Origin of the sequence: Olivibacter sp. CPCC 100613, from assembly GCF_036959255.1 — a bacterium.
Classification (GTDB): Bacteria; Bacteroidota; Bacteroidia; order Sphingobacteriales; family Sphingobacteriaceae; genus Olivibacter.
Genome location: NZ_JAWMTI010000003.1, coordinates 698,647 through 716,785, shown reverse-complemented (window position 1 = coordinate 716,785; position 18,139 = coordinate 698,647). Strand labels below are relative to the sequence as shown.

The following is an 18,139-nucleotide window of genomic DNA, read 5'->3' as shown; positions in this document are numbered from 1 at the left end:
AAAGGTATAATACTTGCTGCGTACATTTGCATGGATTGGAATGAATATTATAAGTTGATGTACTATGACAATTATTAGGAGAAAGCCGGTGATATTGGAAACGTTGGTGGATGATGCTTTTAAGATTAAACCGTTACCCACCCCAAACGGGAAATGGCCATACAGGTTGAAAGTGGAACAAATTCTTCCGGAAACCGATATGGATACAACAAGCATCAGCTTCCATGTTGTGGGTGATACTGGAAGTATGAAAGAACGAAACTTTCAGCACAAGGTGGCACGCGAGATGACAAATCAGCTTGTTAGTGAGAATAAATCGTGTGTCCCGGCCTTTATGCTGCATCTTGGAGATGTTGTGTACAATTATGGTGAAGCACATGAATATCCAGCGCAGTTCTTTAGTCCATACGAACAATATGCCGCACCCATATTTGCCCTAGCGGGTAATCACGATGCAGATATTAATCCTGAATCCCCCGAAGGGTACACAAGTTTAGAGGCCTTTATGCAGGTTTTTTGTGCGAAAACGAGCGATAAGATTGTGTTTTCTGACGGGAGTAAGCGTTTAAGTATGATACAGCCCAATGTTTATTGGACCCTGGTTACACCATTGGCGAATATCATCTGTCTATACGGAAATGCTACCAAATATGGTTTTATAACAGAAGGGCAGGAGGCTTGGTTTGTTCAAGAATTATTATCCGCACACGCTGAGCGTCCACAAAAAGCACTTATTGTCTGCATTCATCAAGCTCCGTACTCTGCGGATATCAATCATGGCTCCAGCATCAATATGATCACTTTTTTAGAACGTTCATTTCATGCTGCGGGTGTTAAACCGGATCTGGTGCTGAGCGGACATGTACACAATTATCAGCGCTTTACTAAGCAGTATGCAGATGGTACTGTAATCCCCTATGTAGTAGCTGGAGCAGGAGGTTATGCCGACCTTCACCGCATTGCTGAACCAGATAATCCACTGGTCATCGATAATTTACCGATCGTGAGTCAAGTGCAACTTGAAAATTATTGTGATAGCTGTCATGGTTTTCTAAAAATCAAACTTGACAAACAAGATATAGGCATATTGATCACCTGTGAATACTTTACCTTTTCAGACGGGAGCAACGCCATGTTATTTGAACGGTTTTATATACCTGTCAGCTATCCCGAATACCAGGTTTCAGTCCCTTAATGTTTTCACATTTCCTATGGACCGATTTAGTTTTCCGTCCCAAATTGCCTGCTGCTTTTGATTCCTCATGTGGTCCGTTTCTGTATCATACTTAAGCTGCATCGTCTGGTATTTACGGGAAATTTTGTTAAAGAGTGTCGCAGCCTCTTGCTTGTAATGTGAAGTGTATTTCCGGGCATTAAGTCGATTAATTAATTCCCGCTGCATTAAACAGCCTATTTTAAAATGCCCTTGCTCATGATTTAATACTTCTGATAACATTTCTGAGCTTTTAATTTTATCGAATTTTATCCAAGACTCTCCTGGATTTACATCTAAAAAAACATGGAAAGTTACATGATAAGAGTCTCCCCGTTTAAGTATTGTAGAATGATAGCCTATTCGTAATTTCACCTGTGACACAAAGGGACTCTTTGAGTCTACTTTTCCCTGAAAATCGGAAGCAGTTAGCTGACGGCATCCCTGTGCATTTGCTATAGGAGAACTAAATAAAATACTTGTGAGTGATAGGAACAATAGTAAATAAAGGCAGGCGAAATTCTTCAACATGCTAGAAAAAAATCAACTTGTGATATTAAAGCAAAAGTAGTGAAAGTGTTGTAATTAGCAATAAGGTAAGCAAAATTAAAGGAGGTCAACGGAGCGCTATGACCTATAGTTCGAATATGGATGTGATCTAGTGAGTGAGTAGTGCTGTAATAATTAAAAACTATAGCATAAAGAGAAAAGGGGATTTTTTTGGATGTGTGAATTTATTTCTCACTTTTTCTCGTTTTGTTCGAAGTAAATATACAATTGTATTTTACCTGGCAAATGATCGAATGGGTATCTCTATCTTTGTGATGAAAAGAAACTTTTTGCTGTAAATAATTGTGACACTGTGTTTTTAGTGTTGTTAATACTATTGTCGGAGAGATTTTAATCCAACCGTAGCCCAAAGTAGGTGTTTAAATGCCTATTTTAGAGAGGTGTTCGCCCGTTATATTATAACGGGCGCTTCTCTTTTTAAGCAAAATGTTTAGATTGGAAACCTAGCTTGACCTGAAATTTTTGTGTTTTTTCACTATTTTTCACGAAATAAGCACACTAATTCATCATTAAATTATCATTTATATAATTATACCATAAAAAAATAAAAACTATTATATACTTTTGTACACTCCTTCCCAAGGATCAACCTCGATTAGTGAAGGAATCATAATTGCATGTTCCCGTATCGTCAGGCGATACCATAGCATAAGATCTTCTACAGTTACGGTTGGATACTTTTAAGTGTAGAGAACCACCTACTGATTCGTCAGTAGGTGGATTTTTTATGAGCGTATTTTTAGATTCTTTAAAATCTAGTTCCTTCTTTAAAGCTTTTTTAAGGTCTCTTCAATACTTCCACAGCTAAGCATTTTGTCTCCGAAATAAGGATTTTTTATATTTTTTGATGGACTTAACCAATTTGCACCCTTGTCATTAAACGCCATTGGACAATGTGCAATATAAAGCTCTCCCTTCTCGATACCAGTTGTTTTAATAAGACTAATAAACGCGTCACTTAACAAAGAAAAACCGTTCCGTTGGCTCTCTAGAGTCTCCGCAGCTAGAACTTGGGCGGCAGCCCCCTGAAGTGCTTTTGCTTCGTCAATTTGTTTGCTAGTCTCTTCTACCAATAATGCGGCTTCTTTTGCCCTGCCAATATCACCGATAACAAGCGCCTCTTGTAGTGTAAGATAATGAGGGTACAAGGCATCCAGCGCCTCGTTTTTGATTTTTGGAACTTCGGGATTAGCTGCTGTTTGATGCTGACTATGATCATTTTCAGTTTTCGATTGCTGATTTTCCGTATTACAGGAAACTAAGGTAAATATAGCAGCCATGGCCACTACACCGATTTTAAAATTAGTTGTTTTCATCTTATGAGTTATTAGTTGTTTTTTGTAGATAAGACAGTACCCCTTCAGTTAATTGGAAAGTGCTCCTTTCTTTAGCACGTATTCGCTGTACAACAAGTAAGCCCCACTTACCACTACCTTTTCTCCGGGAGCGAGCCCGTTGGTAATTTCAGTTTCATTGAAAGATTCGATGCCGGTTTCGACGAATCGGGGTTCAAATTTTTCTTTATCGCTAGCAAGCCAAACATGACTTTGTTTTCCTTCGCGAATGATTGCTTTACTGGGCACTGTCAGTGTCTTATTTTGACTAGTTTTAGCTAATAAAATGGTGGCCGGCATCCCCGCTTGTAGCCGATGATCTTCATTTGTTACGGTTCCACGTAGTTGCATGATTTGTGTATTAGCCTGATAGTTGGGGGCCATAAACTGTACTTTCATCGTCAACGATGTATCTGACACGCCATTGGCGATTACTTTTAATTCCTGGCCCTCCCGAATAAGTGCAGCCTCTCGCGGATAGATATCTGCTTCCACCCACATGTTATTGTATTCTTCTAAGCGAAGTACCGAAGTGCCTTCATTTACGTACTGCCCTTCTGTAACTAAAAGTTCAGCGATAGTCCCACTACTTGGTGCGTAAAAAGTAATATATGGTGAAGATTTTCCATTTTTAAGTAATACCGTCAATTGCGATTCAGCTTGCCCATATAATAGCAATTTTTGTCGTGCTGCCTTAAAGATATCGGTGAAGCGTTGATCGTTGGGAAATTGTTTGGCCTGTTTATAGGTCATGAGAAATTCCTCTTGTAAAGCGAGCAGGTCTTCAGCGTATAGCCGATAAATTGGTTGTCCCTTTTTAACTGGGATACCCGTCTCTTTGACATATAAGTTTTCAATTCTTCCAGTGTTTCGGCTACTGATATAGTTTGTTTGTTCCGGGTTGACAACAAATCTTCCATTGATGGCCGTATAATCGTTCAAGTTTCCTTCACCAATCACCATAGTTGTAATGTTGGCCAGCGCTTGCTGATCTGCACTAAGTGTGAGGAACTTATCCTTGTTGTTTTTATCAAATGGGACTAGATCCATTCCACATATAGGACAGTTACCGGCATGGTCTTGTACAATCTGCGGATGCATTGGACATGTAAAAGTTGTTTTCTTAGCAATTTGTTGCCCCGATGGTTTGCTTTTACAGGCCGTCCAGAGGAGGGAAGGCACTGCCGTTGACAGCAATAAGGTTTGTACAAATCTTCTCCTATTCATATGCAAGCAATTTGTCATTAAAGTGCACTAGGGGATACCCGTAGGCATTATCTTTGTTTATGTCTATATTCTTCGAAGGATATTTCATAAGTCTAACGTCTTATTTGCTGTAATAAAATCTTCGCTGTCTACCAAATAGGCTGCATCTTTGGCTACTCGCCAAGAGGTAATATTGCTGAGTATTTGTATCTCGTCCTTCGTATGAACCCCTACCTCCACAGGAACTGGGTAGAAGGCACCTTCTGCCTGTTTGAATACTATACTTTTGTTTCCTAAGGAGACAACAGCCGTTCTAGGCAACCAGAAGCCCCTGTTCTCTGTAATCGCAAAGGTTCCCTTAAGGAGCTGCCCTACAGGGAATTTGTCGCTTTTTAGATATATCCTTGCTAAAGTGAAGTTTTCCGCTGTGTTGAAGGTCGGTTGGATAAGACCGATAGTTCCCTGATATAATTGATCTGGTTCGTCTACACTACGGAACAATAATTTCTTTCCTTTGCTGACCTTGGTTGCCCAGAAAGGTGGAATAGCAAATTCAGCTAATAACGCACTGTTTTTATAAATTGTGAAAACAGCTTGTCCTGCAGTAACATATTGACCCTCACGCATCAGCAGGGAGTTCGATTGCTGTTGTCCATTTGTACTCGATGATGTACTGAGATCAGAGGAGAAACTCATATTTGACATAGCGTCTCCTCCGGTCGGTATGGGAGCCGAACTATTTGCGCCTATAGCAGGTGTTGCTACGTTTTTCTCGACAATATAACCATTGGAAGGACTGTATATCGGTACGCGATAAGTTACCTGCTTACTTTGCATCAAAGCTTGTATTTGCCCGAAAGTCATGCCAAGGTATTGAAGCTTTTGAATAGCAGACGATCGAAGTTTCTGTTCTTCCGACCTTTGTAATAACAGGAGTTCTCTTTGCGCTGCCACTAACTCCGGGGAATATATTTCAAAAAGCAATTGACCTTTTCTTACTGGCTGAAAATTATACTTTATATAGATGCGTTCTAGACGCCCAGGTACTCGACTGCTGACCGTGATATTATTTTTGCTATCATAACTAACACGCCCCGTTACATGCACCGGGAAAACTTTCATGCCCGTTTCCGCCTTCACAATTGATGCCCTCGTTACGATCGCTTGATTGGTAGGGCGTGTCAATTTACGAATGCTTGAATCTATTTGCGTATCGCCATGTTGGGTTACATGATCGGATTCACGTTGCGTAGGGGAACAACCTACCGTAAATAGAAGTATACTTAAACTGCATAAGTTAATTAAAAAGTTCCTTTTCATAGTTCGTAATCATTAAATACAGCTTCAATTGTTCATCCAACAACGTATTTTTCATCATATTCAACGCTTCCCAATCAGCCAGCACAATCGGAAGCTCTTGTTTATTTTCTCGATACGATTGAAAGTTGGCTTCCATAGATCGCTCCAACGCAGGAATTACCTTTTTTGCAAGCCGATCAATTCGATTCTGCATCGTATTAATCTCGGCTTGCATACCATATAGCATCCCTTGACTCTCCATAAGCATACTCTTTCGCTCGGCTTGCATTGCATCAAGCTCGAATTGCATGGCTTTCGTTTCATTTTTATACATTTTGCTACTCCACGGAGCAATGGGTATACTAACCATACCCATTATACTGTACGCGTTTGGCATCATTTTCCCTAAGGGGCTCATATGGTCAAAACGGATTTTGAAATCAGGCTTCCTTTCCTGTTTCATCACATTGATTCCATATTGCATCGTTTCTATATCGGCATTTATCTGATGTATATCCTTTCGGCGTGTTGCCAGAAGCAAGGTGTCAAGTGTTGCTACTGGTTCAAAATTCGGAACCAAATTAGTATCAATTTCAAATGTTGTGTTACCGGGGACATTCATCAAACTATTAAGCCAGGCTCTTGAACGAGCAATCTCCGCTTCCTGCATACGTAACATGTTCCGGTTTTCTTCCAATTGCGCATCTGCTTTAAATACATTGCTTAATTGAGACCGGTTATATTCATAGCGTATAGCTTCTAATTGCTTCATACTTTGGATAATCTTCTCATTGTCTTTAAGTAACTGAATACGTTTTTCAGCAATTATCCATGTGTAATAGAGGTTTTTTGCCTGCGCTCTCATGTCATTTAGATTAACAGCTCGTTTTGCTGTTTCTGAAACACGCTGCGAAGCAATGTATCGGCTATTTGCTTTTTGCTTGCTCGGATTGGGAATTTCCTGTTCAATATTAAACATAATGGAACCCTTATCGCCATCTTCCATGATCTGTTGTCCTGGGTAAGGTGTCATAAAAGTGCCTGCTCCAACCATAGGGGCCATCCATCCATAAGCTGCTTTGGCACGATAGTTAAGGCCTTTACTCCTTAAGTCGTAAGCTTTTAGTTTTATGTTCTGTTGCTCAATCCGTGCTAAAATAGTGTCTAAAGGTAATACGCTCGCTTGTTCTGTTTGCCCAAGAGCCACGTTAATGAAGAAGCAAGTGTTCATGATGAGCACTATAGCTCCTTTCAGACAGGGTAATGTTTTAATGCTTCGCATCATAAATTTCCAATTTTCCATATTTACGCAACTCATATTCTTTGGTCATTAAAAATATCAGGGGTGTAACCAATAAAATATGGGTCGAGGATGTGAGCACGCCGCCGATCATAGGCAATACAATTGGTCGCATGACGTCTGTGCCTACTCCAGTAGCCCATAATATTGGCAAAAGCCCAAAAAGTGAAACGCATACTGTCATGATTTTCGGCCGAAGTCTTTTTGCTGCGCCATGTATGACAGCGGTTCGTAAATCCTTTTTAGTAATGGTAGCGCTGCTGTTTCCCTTTTCCTTTACTAATTGTTGCATCGCATCGTTGAGATAGATGACCATGACAATTCCGGTTTCTACGGCAATACCGAATAACGCAATGAAACCTACTGCAACAGCTACCGAAAGATGAACACCCCAGAAATAAATCATATAAGCTCCACCGATGAGGGCAAAGGGGATAGTTATCAGACTTAGAAAAGCCTCTCTTAGGGAATGGAAAGCGAAATACAACGCAAAAAAGATAATAATGAGCACGATCGGAGCAATCCACAGTAAGGTTTGTTGACCCCGTATTAAATTTTCATATTGTCCACTCCATTCCAAAAAATAGCCTGCTGGCAAAATACCTTCGGATGTATTCAGTTTTTCAGCAGCTTCTTTAACAGTGCTTCCTAAATCGCGGTCACGTACATTGAACATAACAGCTCCACGGAGTAACGCATTATCAGAGGTAATCATGGGCGGACCGTTTTCAAAACGAAGATCTGCTACTGAACTTAATGGTACTTCACCGAAAGAGCTGCTTTGCAAAGGAACTCTATTAAGTTGCGCTATGCTATTCCGATAATCCTGTGCCAATCGGATGTTTATGCTAAAACGCCTCCTTCCTTCGATCGTTTGCCCAATCGTCGCTCCACCAATCACACTTTCAACGGTTTGGTTTACCTCATTCACAGTAAGTCCATAACGAGCCAAAGCCTCGCGTTTGATATCAATAGCCAAATATTTACCACCCGTAACGGGTTCTACATATAAATCCTGAATTCCAGAGGTGCCTTCTAGTGCGATCTTAACCCGTTCGGAAACGGCTGCAATGGTGTCTAGGTTTTGTCCGAAAACTTTAATTCCTACATCGGTGCGAATCCCCGTAGACAACATGTTGATACGGTTAATAATGGGCTGTGTCCAACCGTTTACTACACCAGGAATTTGTAACTTCTTGTCTAACTCTTGGATCAATTGATTTTTTGTCATTCCGGCACGCCATTGATTTTTTGGTTTAAGCATGATAATCGTTTCAATCATGCTGATGGGTGCATTGTCCGTTGCAGTATTTGCTCTACCTGCTTTACCAAGCACTTTATCAACTTCGGGAACACTCTTTATAATCTTATCCTGTACCTGTAATAAACGTTTTGCCTCGCTGTTGCTGATGTCTGGCAGCGTAACGGGCATAAAAAGAATACTTTGTTCATCGAGTGGTGGCATAAATTCAGTGCCCAATTTTTTCAGGAGCGGAATGGTGATTAGCAATGCTAAAATATTGACAGCCAAAGTAGTTTTGCGCCACGTCAGTACTTTCTCTATGATCGGTTCGTATATCTTTTCCAGAAAACGATTGATAGGATTGGTCTGATCGGACCTGAAAGTGCCCTTCATAAAGAATGATATTAAAACAGGAGCCAATGTGATAACCAACAGAGCATCTACAAGCATAATAAAGGTCTTCGTGAAAGCCAAAGGATGAAAGAGCTTACCTTCTTGGCCAGTAAGCATAAATACCGGCAGGAATGAAGTAATGATGATGATGGTTGCAAAGAATACACCTCGACTAACTTGTTTGCTACTTTTGCCGATAATTTCGATGCGTTCCTTTTCCGAGATCCATTGAGGGCTACGTTTAACTATTTTTCTTATCCAGCTCATGTTATTATCGTTTTTGTTGGTGTTTTGTTGCATAACACTCTGCAAGGTGTTTGTAAGCATTTTCGCTCATAATGATACCATTATCTACAATCACGCCAATGGCTAATGCAATGCCTGTTAAAGACATAATGTTGGAGGAAATATCGAAAGCATTGAGCAAAATAAAACTGATGGCTATGGTTATAGGAATTTGAATGATAATACTCAAGGCACTTCGCCAATGAAATAAAAAGAGAATGACGACGATAGAAACGACGGCCATTTCTTCGACGAGTGTATGTTTGATCGAGTCTATTGACTCCCTGATCAATTCACCGCGGTCATAAATAACTTCAAATTTTACCCCTTTTGGTAAACCTTTGGCTACCTCTATCATTTTTTCTTTAATACGCTCGGTTACCGCAGCTGCATTTTCTCCGTAACGCATCACAACAATGCCTCCTACACGCTCACCCGTTCCATCTTGATCAAATATACCTAAGCGTGCTTCACCGGTCATTTGTACGGCACCAATATCCGAAAGATAAATAGGGTTGCCTTGTTGATTTCCAACAGGGATGCGTTCGATGTCTTGTATAGACTGAAGATAACCGCTTGTCTTGATGATATAACCAACATCACTCATTTCAAATTTTCGTCCACCACTTTCATTATTGTTTGTTCTGATCGCATTAATTACACCGGATGCAGAAAGCTTATAGTAAAGAAGCTTATTTGGATCGATCGTTACCTGATACTGTTTTTGAAATCCTCCAAAGGATGCAATCTCACTAACGCCTTGGACATTTTGCAATGCAAATTTTACATACCAGTCTTGAATGGCACGTTGCTCTCCTAAGTCGACTTCAGGTGCATCTAAGGTATACCAGAGTACGTGTCCTACCCCCGTACCATCCGGGCCTAAAGTAGGTGTAGCGCCGTCAGGGAGCGTGCTACTCACGGTGCTGAGTCGTTCTAGTACCCGCTCGCGTGCCCAATATATATCCACGTCGTCATCAAAAATGACATAGATGAAACTCATGCCAAACATGGAGCTCCCACGCACATACTTGATTTGTGGCAGACCTTGGAGATTGGTTACCAATGGATAGGTGATTTGATCTTCAATCAATTGTGGTGAACGTCCCATCCATTCGGTAAATACAATAACTTGGTTCTCCGATAAATCAGGGATGGCATCAATAGGGTTCTTTTTTACGGCAAAAACACCCCATGCAAATAAACCTAAACTTAGAATTAATACAATAAAACGGTTGCGTAGCGACCAGTCGATAATGCGATGGACCATAGCTTGTTAGCTTTTAGGAATTAGCCATTAGCTAAATTGTTCGTGAATAATTTGATGATAGAGAAAAAAGGCACGCGTATGGACAATGCCTCAAACCTTCAGCACGCTGTACTGAAGCATATAGAAAGGATGGTTTGGTTTAAATTCGGTAGGTACAGTTCAGCATATAAATGCTTAGGTATTCTTTATTGGGTGGTGCATGACTAAAGGGGTGTGCTGTTGTGATGTTCTCCCAAATGTTATTTGCGGGCAATACATAAGCTGAATTTAATACAACAGCAGGAAAAGATTGAAATTGCTGATATACATATTGCGAGGCCTGATGCTTTTTTTCAAGTTTTACTTCCTTATGTTCTTCCTTGCAGCAATTTTTCTTGGATGTTTCTTTGCTTTTATCCATGCCACAAATCCCGCAATTGCTCCTATCCGTTTTCCATAAGGAAGTTTCAACATAACGATCCATGCAATAATGGCTGTACGTGCTGAAACCTGTGGCGATGCCAAGGTATAAAATGGTTAATATGAGTGCAAATAACTTTTTCACCTGTGCAAAGCTAAGAAAAAAAAATATAGGATGTTTTATATTATAAAAGAATGGATTTATATAATTTTTTAAAACGCTTGGATACGAAGGCTGGAAGCAGTGTAATTAAAATGATCTATTGCCAAGGCATCCCATTCTTATAGAAGAGTAATTGTATGCTTTTTGCTTTGTTTAAAGTATATTGCTGTCTATATTTACCTTTTTAAAAGCTTTTCATATGATAAAATTAGGACTTCCTTTCTTTTTTATTGTTTTTTTTCTGTTCAATAGCATTTTTGCACAGCAGCATGAGGACTCGCTTTATATTCGGGCGCATTACACTAAAATTGAGCGATATATTCCTATGCGAGACGGAGTGAAACTCTTTACATCTATCTATATTCCAAAAGATAAAAGTAAGAAGTACCCGTTTTTGATTAATAGAACGCCCTATACCGTAGCGCCATATGGCGAGAATGACTATAAAAATACATTAGGTCCTGATCCGCTATTTATAAAGGAGGGCTTCATATTTGTTTATCAGGATGTAAGGGGGAAATGGATGAGTGAGGGGGTTTACGAGGATATTCGACCTCATATCCGTGAAAAAAAAGGGAAGAAACAAATTGATGAGAGCAGTGATACCTTTGATACGATCGATTGGTTATTGAAGAATATTGATAACAACAATGGAAAAGCGGGACTATATGGCATTTCCTATCCTGGATTTTACTCGACCGCAGCTTTACCGGGTGCACATCCTGCATTAAAAGCCGTTTCTCCCCAAGCGCCTGTTACGGATTGGTTTAGGGGGGATGACTTTCACCACAATGGTGCTTTCTTTCTAGCAGATGCATTTAATTTCTATAGTAGTTTTGGTGTTCCTCGGCAAAAACCTGTTACACCTGCAAATGCACCACAACGTGTTCAATTTACAATAAATGATAACTATGACTTTTTTATGCAATTAGGTGCGTTGAAGCATGTCAAAGAACGCTATTTTGGAGACAGTATTCAATTTTGGAATGATCTTACAACACATGGAACATTGGACACATTTTGGCAAGCACGCGAGATTGTAAACCACTTGAGTGATATCAAACCGGCGGTGATGGTGGTCGGAGGTTTCTTTGATGCGGAGGATACCTATGGGGCACTTCATACCTATAAAGCGATTGAGAAAGGCAATCCAAAAGCGAGTAATCGTTTGGTCATGGGGCCTTGGTTTCACGGTGGTTGGGTACGATCGAAGGGCGATTCTTTCGGTGATATTCATTTTGGTCAGGAAACCAGTACCTGGTATCAAAAAAATCTTGAACTGCCCTTTTTTAGTTATTATTTGAAAGGACTGGGCACGTTTGACGCCCCGGAAGCTACGATTTTTTTGACCGGAACGAATGAATGGAAACATTTCAATACTTGGCCCCCTAAAGAAACGGCAAGTAGAGAACTGTATTTACATGCCAATGGTAAACTGAGTTTTAATAGGCCAACCGTGCAAAATAGTTTTGACGAATATGTTAGTGATCCGAATGCACCTGTTCCATATCAGGATGGAGTTAATCAATCCAGAAGTAGAGAATATATGATTGATGATCAGCGTTTTGCTTCTAAAAGACCCGATGTGATGGTCTATCAAAGTGATACCTTAGCAGAAGACGTTACGTTGGTCGGCCCGCTAATGGCTAAACTGAATGTTTCTACTTCAGGAACAGATGCAGATTATGTGGTCAAATTGATCGATGTTTATCCCGAAGATACTCCAAATACAGAAAGTGTGATTTTGGGCGGTTATCAAATGCTTGTCAGAGGAGAAGTGCTTCGTGGAAAATTCCGTAATAGTTTCGAAAAGCCGGAACCCTTTATACCGGGAGAAATTTCTGCAGTTAATTACACGTTACCTGATGTGGCACACACCTTTAAAAAAGGGCATCGCATTATGATCCAAATTCAAAATTCATGGTTTCCGTTGGTAGATCGGAATCCACAGAAATTTATGGATATTTATCAAGAAGCGTCGGATAAGGACTTTCAGAAAGCGACTCACCGAATTTATCACGATGAAAACCATCCCTCAAGCATTACTGTAGGTGTTCTATAATTTGAATTAGCTGATTGACCAATTGGTCAATCAGCTAATTGAATTGGGTTGTTACTCAGTCAGTTGCTTGGCGAAGTTCTGATTTCCATTTCTAGTGTCAAATTGCTCAGCCAGATAAGAGGCTTGTTGATCATAATAACTTAGTAGCTCTTGCACGGTATAATGCTGGTCTTCTTTGTAAACTGGATGGTCGATGGGCAATTTAATGGGGGCTACCTGACTGGGATTTTTCTGTTTTAATCCTTCGGTCATGTATTTCGAAAAGAAGAAAGCCCGATTTCTATCACTTTCTAAACTCCATGGAAGATATTTTTCCACATATTGCCAAGCTAGTGATTCATCAACCTGGAATAGATAGGTAATAAGCTGACCGGTGGGGCGTACTAAACTCGTGTCATTGATTGATGCTAATGATTCTTCTGCTAGTTTAAACTGTTCGGCTGCAATCTCTTTTGCATTATGTTTTATGCCGTAGTAAGCCAAACTGCAATGAGTTACAAGTGGAACATGTGCGCAGGAATATTGCTTTGCCAATAGAGGTTGTGCTTTATCATACGCTTTTTGAAAATCGCCGGCGTTTAATAATGCAAGTACTTCCGTATCCATTTCGCAGGCTTGGCAATCACTTAGGTTATCCCGTGGAACGCTATTTACTAAATCGAGATATTGATGCGTTTTTTCTACATCTTTCTGGTCCAGCGCTTCGTGTAATTGTTTAGTATAATAAGCTCTCAGTCCATAGCCTTCTGTTTCAATTCGATTTTTAAAATCCGCAAGTATTTGTTCTGTCTGTTCAAGACTGACATCGGGATTAGAATATACTTCATCAATAATCCATTTGTATTTCCAAAGGAGTTCTTCCGCATCAAACAAATTAGGGTTATGATCATAAGCATCCAACAGCCATGTAAATGTAGGTATAAAGTGTTGCCTGTCGGCTAAACCCCATTCAGCGTCAAGTAGGCTTATTCTCAATTCAAATGCCCATTCGATATCATCGTTTTCATCGGCTAAACGAATTGCCTGTAAATAATACTTAACCCGATCTTTAGCATGTGGGGGAAGTTCCTCTGCCAAATTTAGTAACTTTTGTATCTGTAGTGTGTAACGCATTTTTTTCGATTAAATATTTATAAAATTATCAATTCCCATAATCAGCATATTATGAAGCCCCTCGTTAAAAAGATTCATTTCTTTGTCGCTGACGGGATATTTGCCTAAAAGGAGTGACTGTACATATAAAATATGAACAACTGAATGAATAACATAGTCATCCTTAATCGTAAGAACAGCTTGAATTAGCTTGTTACTGGCATTAAAGCATAGCTGCGGTTTTGTTTCCTTCTTCTTTGAGAATGCACCTAAAGTCGCTGTCAGCGGATTATTTGATGATGCCTTTACACTGCTATTTTTTCCACCATTGTTTAACCCCGAGGCTATGTAAATAGCCGGAATATCGGCAGGTTGGAAATATTTAACCGTCACTTCACAATTAAGAGCCTGTAGAATTTTTTGCGTCCTTTCACAGAAGTCGGTATATGTATTTGCTGAAGCTTCATCTAATTCCTGGAAGCTTTTTAGCAAATGGATAGGAGAGATCTCTTCAATGGATAAAGCCGTATTCAAACGCTGTATTTTCTTTAACAGCTCTTCTTCAAATGTATAGGCTGCATTAACAACTAATAGTCCTTGAGACTCGGCAATTCGTCTGAGCTGCTTGAAATCGTCTATATTGGCTGTATAATAAATATTTTTCTGATAAGTACTAATATTCTTAAAATTTCTGACACCTTTGTTGGTTTCAAAAGGTAGATCATCCATAAATACCTTTAGTAAATCGATATCTTCCGCAGCTATTGCTTTCAGGTGAAGGTAATGCGTACTAATAAGTTTATGATATGTAGACGGGTTGACGACTCCGATTGTCTTTAAATAGGCTTTGATACCTTCGGCAATTTCTTTTTGTGTTGCCTTTAGCTCATTATTTACCATAAGCGATTCTCTCGAAGCAGTGGCGCTTAACCCGTCAGTATTGATAATACAGCGTATAAAGAACGCCCATTTGGGAAGAAGCTTGCAATCATCTTCACTCAAAAACATACGTTTTAAATATAATTTGTGTTGCTGTTTACCACTAAACTGTGTTTTGTAAGGTAGCACATAGGCGACGGCTTTTAGTTTTCCACTTGGGGCCTCTATGCGAAAAGCATCGATAAAATTGGTGTGAAAAGTGTTTTTACCTAACTCAAGAAGTTCACCTTTGGTGCAGTCGTCGTTTAACCATTTTCCGGCATGTTCATTGATCAAAATAGACTCGTGATTATTGCTAAGAGTAATCGTTATAGGTAATAAATCGCCATAAAAACGAAGATTCTTTTCAAAAGCGGAAGTGGAGAACAGGTGCACCCATTCTCTTTTGGCCTGGAGAATGACACGTGTGCCAATCGGCCGTTCTTCACTAATTGCTTCTATTTCGTACGTCCCATCAGCCTTACCTGTCCATCTTAATACCTTATCTTCTATGGCAGATCGCGTTTCTAATATAATTTCGTTGCTGACAACGAAGCACGATAATAATCCTATACCGAATTTACCAATAAAATCATTCGCTTCAAATGCTTCTCGTTTAGAGCTTTCACCAATAACGGCGATGAATTTATGGATTTCATCCTCTTTCAAGCCAATGCCATTGTCCTCAAATACGGCGACGTTCCGTGTTTCATCGATGTAAATCTGAATATTACCAATATGTCGTTCGTCTAAGGTTTTGATTGCGGTAATAGCATCGACGCCATTCTGTAAAAGCTCACGAACGAACGTGTTGGGATTGCTATATAGGTGTTCGGACAAGAGGGAAATCATTCCCTTTAAATTTACCTGGAATAAATATGATTGTTGTTTATCCATCATTTAATATCATCGTCTGTTACCACCCACAATTTTAAGGGCACGTTCATGCCCCTTTTCTGCTGCTTGTTCAAACCAATACATGGCGTTCTCTTCATTTTCTTCTATCCCATCGCCCATCAAGTAGCAATTCCCCAGCTCGTACTGAGCCGCTGCATATTGTTGATCAGCGGCTTTTTGTAGCCATTCAATACCTTCTTCCTTGCTCATGGCCACACCTTTTCCTTGTAACAGAAGTTTACCTAATTGATATTGAGAAGGAACATTAGCCTGTTGGGCGGCATTAAAAAACCACTTGTATGCTTCTTCGGGTTGCTCATTGACACCGGTGCCATTTAAATAACAATTTCCCAGCCGGTACATGGCACCAACTACATTCCTGTTGGCTGCCATTTCATAATATTTGAAAGCCTCACCGATATTGTAATCAACACCTATACCATATTCATAACAAACACCCAATCCTTCTGCTATTACATCTTGTTCAACGGCCTTTTTAAAGAATGGAAAGGCGTTATCAGCTTCATTAAGATTATCGTAATCCCATAAATAATAGTCGCCTAGTTCTACATAAGCATATGGATAACCCGCATCTGCTGCCTTGTTGAGCCATATAACCGCCTGCTCAGAATTGATAGGAATTTGTTCACCAAGGCTGCCATGCATATAATATACACCCACTTTATATTGTGCGAACGCATACCCTTGATCAGCGGCTTGATGCATGAGATCTAAGATTTTCTCTGCGTCAAAATTTACACCATACTCGTATTCGTAGCAAAGGGCTAATTCTACGAGTCCGCGAGGATACCCTGCATCAGCAGCTTGTTGGTAATAACGCAAGGCCTGATCAGTATTTTCCTCTATGCCAATCCCGTAACGATAACAACGGCCAGTTTCATAAATGCAATTAATTTCCTGCAGTTCGGCTCCTTTTTGAAACCAATAGAAGGCCTGCTCTGGCGACTTCTCACCATCATTATAACCATTCTGTAAATACTGACCATAGCAGTACATGGCGTAAGCACTGTTGTTTTCTGCCGCCTTGCCAAATAATTCAAAGGCTCTTTTATGATCTTGTTCTAACGTACCGTCTTCATACATAAAAGCCAATTCCGTAATCGAAAAGGGAACATTTTGTTCAACTCCTTTTTCAAAATAGGTCTTTGCCTTTTCTATATTTATTTCGCCAGCTAGTCCATAGCGGTATATTCTTCCTGCATTACTATAACCATAGGGGTGATCTTTTTCTACTGCTTTTTCATACATATCCAATGCTGTGGATGCATCTTTTTCACCACTTGGGCTCGCACCAACTTCATAAAGATAACCCAAACGTACGTAGGCGTATGGAGCATCCTTTTCGTCAATGGCTTTTTGAAAAAGCGCGAATGCCTGTTGCTGATCTTGGTCAATAATTCGGCCTTCCATGTAAATCTCTGCTTTTTCAATAAGTGCATCGAGCGACCCACCTTCGATGGCTTCATCTAGAAGATGGAAGCCCAGTGCTTTGTCTTCCCAACCTTCAACATAAAGTCTAATCAAAGCCAGGCGATAAGTAGCATAGGGATTATTGTATAAATATCCAAGAGAAAACCAACGAACGGTTTCCGTATAAGCCTCTTTCGTATAAACTTCGGGAAAGGTGTTTACACCAAGATAGTTCATCGCTTCTAGTGAGCCTAAGCTTGCGGCCTCTTTCCAATATTTGATCGAAGCTTCTTTGTGATTGTTGTCGAGTGCAAATCTTATAAGTGCAATTCTTGTCAATGAAAATGCCGTATAATCGTGCTGATACGATTGTTCAAAGACGGTTAAGGCTTCTTCCGGCTTTCCAATGGCTTCTAGGTAACTGCCTTCTAAAACAAGGGCATTTTTCCTTACTCGTTTACTTTCACTCGCTTTTAGCTGTTCGATTATGTGGGGTAGGGTGTCAAATTCTTGCTGATTCAATTGTATATAAGCTTGATAAAGAATACTCCACTCCCCATTATCTTCATTAAATAATTGTGTAGCCTTTGCTTCGTCTTTCTCTGAATTGATGCCATAATAGTAAAAGTAAGCCGACACCGCCTTCGCTATGGGAACTTTATTTTCGATTGCCAAAGAAAGGTAATGATGAAATTTTGCATTGTCACGATAGGCTCGTCGAGTTTCATTATATTGAAAGGCAAGTTGCGAATAGGCCTCTGCATGATGGACGGCAAGTATATTGAGAATAGCCAGTATTTTATTCCAATAAAATGAATAGTCAATTTCATCTAATTCAAAGGAAGCTTTAAAATCCAGGCCTTCAGAAAAAAGCTCCTCGTACAGATCGATAACTTCTTGATGTTGCCGGGGTAAGTTATGGACAGCTGTTTCCAAAGTGGCTAAACCTTCAAACCAAGTTTCCCGATATTGCAATGATGAACGATTATACGTTTTTAACTGAAAGGAGGTTGGGTTGATGCTATTTAGAATAGTTGAATATTGCTGTTCTAATGTCATGTTGT

At 39.9% G+C, this 18,139-nt stretch carries 13 protein-coding genes; 2 read left to right on the top strand and 11 right to left on the bottom strand.

The window, feature by feature from the left end; genetic code table 11:
• Positions 1 to 64: 64 nt before the first annotated feature.
• Positions 65 to 1,195, top strand: coding sequence for a metallophosphoesterase family protein (locus tag RYH73_RS13880; RefSeq protein ID WP_335314038.1), 1,131 nt, complete (start codon positions 65 to 67; stop codon positions 1,193 to 1,195).
• Here the strand turns inward: RYH73_RS13880 and RYH73_RS13875 are convergent.
• From RYH73_RS13875 to RYH73_RS13840, 8 genes are all read right to left on the bottom strand, one after another.
• Entirely contained in the window at positions 1,184 to 1,744 is a 561-nt protein-coding gene (locus RYH73_RS13875) for a DUF922 domain-containing protein (RefSeq protein WP_335314037.1), read from the bottom strand. The genes RYH73_RS13880 and RYH73_RS13875 overlap by 12 nt on opposite strands.
• Before the next feature lie 806 nt (positions 1,745 to 2,550).
• Positions 2,551 to 3,099 (bottom strand): DUF3347 domain-containing protein, encoded by a 549-nt coding sequence (locus RYH73_RS13870; protein WP_335314036.1) that lies wholly within the window; start codon positions 3,097 to 3,099, stop codon positions 2,551 to 2,553.
• A 48-nt stretch (positions 3,100 to 3,147) separates the two neighbouring features.
• Positions 3,148 to 4,344: an efflux RND transporter periplasmic adaptor subunit gene (locus tag RYH73_RS13865; protein ID WP_335314035.1), complete on the bottom strand. Its 1,197-nt coding sequence runs from the start codon at positions 4,342 to 4,344 to the stop codon at positions 3,148 to 3,150.
• An 84-nt stretch (positions 4,345 to 4,428) separates the two neighbouring features.
• Positions 4,429 to 5,643, bottom strand: coding sequence for an efflux RND transporter periplasmic adaptor subunit (locus RYH73_RS13860; RefSeq protein WP_335314034.1), 1,215 nt, complete (start codon positions 5,641 to 5,643; stop codon positions 4,429 to 4,431).
• Positions 5,621 to 6,907, bottom strand: coding sequence for a TolC family protein (locus RYH73_RS13855; RefSeq protein ID WP_335314033.1), 1,287 nt, complete (start codon positions 6,905 to 6,907; stop codon positions 5,621 to 5,623). The genes RYH73_RS13860 and RYH73_RS13855 overlap by 23 nt, the downstream gene beginning before the upstream one ends.
• Positions 6,891 to 8,825, bottom strand: coding sequence for an efflux RND transporter permease subunit (locus tag RYH73_RS13850; protein ID WP_335314032.1), 1,935 nt, complete (start codon positions 8,823 to 8,825; stop codon positions 6,891 to 6,893). Before RYH73_RS13850 ends, RYH73_RS13855 begins: the two co-directional genes overlap by 17 nt.
• A gap of 4 nt (positions 8,826 to 8,829) precedes the next feature.
• Positions 8,830 to 10,113 carry an efflux RND transporter permease subunit gene (locus RYH73_RS13845; RefSeq protein WP_335314031.1) on the bottom strand — a complete coding sequence of 428 codons (1,284 nt, stop codon included), beginning with the start codon at positions 10,111 to 10,113 and terminating at the stop codon, positions 8,830 to 8,832.
• A gap of 139 nt (positions 10,114 to 10,252) precedes the next feature.
• Positions 10,253 to 10,657 carry an HYC_CC_PP family protein gene (locus RYH73_RS13840; protein WP_335314030.1) on the bottom strand — a complete coding sequence of 135 codons (405 nt, stop codon included), beginning with the start codon at positions 10,655 to 10,657 and terminating at the stop codon, positions 10,253 to 10,255.
• A 217-nt stretch (positions 10,658 to 10,874) separates the two neighbouring features.
• Here RYH73_RS13840 and RYH73_RS13835 point away from each other — a divergent pair, with 217 nt between their 5' ends.
• Positions 10,875 to 12,737, top strand: a complete 1,863-nt coding sequence (locus tag RYH73_RS13835; protein ID WP_335314029.1) for a CocE/NonD family hydrolase — start codon at positions 10,875 to 10,877, stop codon at positions 12,735 to 12,737.
• A 51-nt stretch (positions 12,738 to 12,788) separates the two neighbouring features.
• Here the strand turns inward: RYH73_RS13835 and RYH73_RS13830 are convergent, their stop codons facing one another.
• The 3 genes from RYH73_RS13830 to RYH73_RS13820 are packed head-to-tail and all read right to left on the bottom strand — an operon-like array spanning position 12,789 to position 18,134.
• Positions 12,789 to 13,850, bottom strand: a complete 1,062-nt coding sequence (locus tag RYH73_RS13830) for a hypothetical protein (protein WP_335314028.1) — start codon at positions 13,848 to 13,850, stop codon at positions 12,789 to 12,791.
• Positions 13,851 to 13,859: 9 nt separating this feature from the next.
• Positions 13,860 to 15,647: an HSP90 family protein gene (locus RYH73_RS13825; RefSeq protein WP_335314027.1), complete on the bottom strand. Its 1,788-nt coding sequence runs from the start codon at positions 15,645 to 15,647 to the stop codon at positions 13,860 to 13,862.
• A gap of 6 nt (positions 15,648 to 15,653) precedes the next feature.
• Positions 15,654 to 18,134 (bottom strand): SEL1-like repeat protein, encoded by a 2,481-nt coding sequence (locus RYH73_RS13820; RefSeq protein ID WP_335314026.1) that lies wholly within the window; start codon positions 18,132 to 18,134, stop codon positions 15,654 to 15,656.
• Positions 18,135 to 18,139 lie beyond the last annotated feature (5 nt).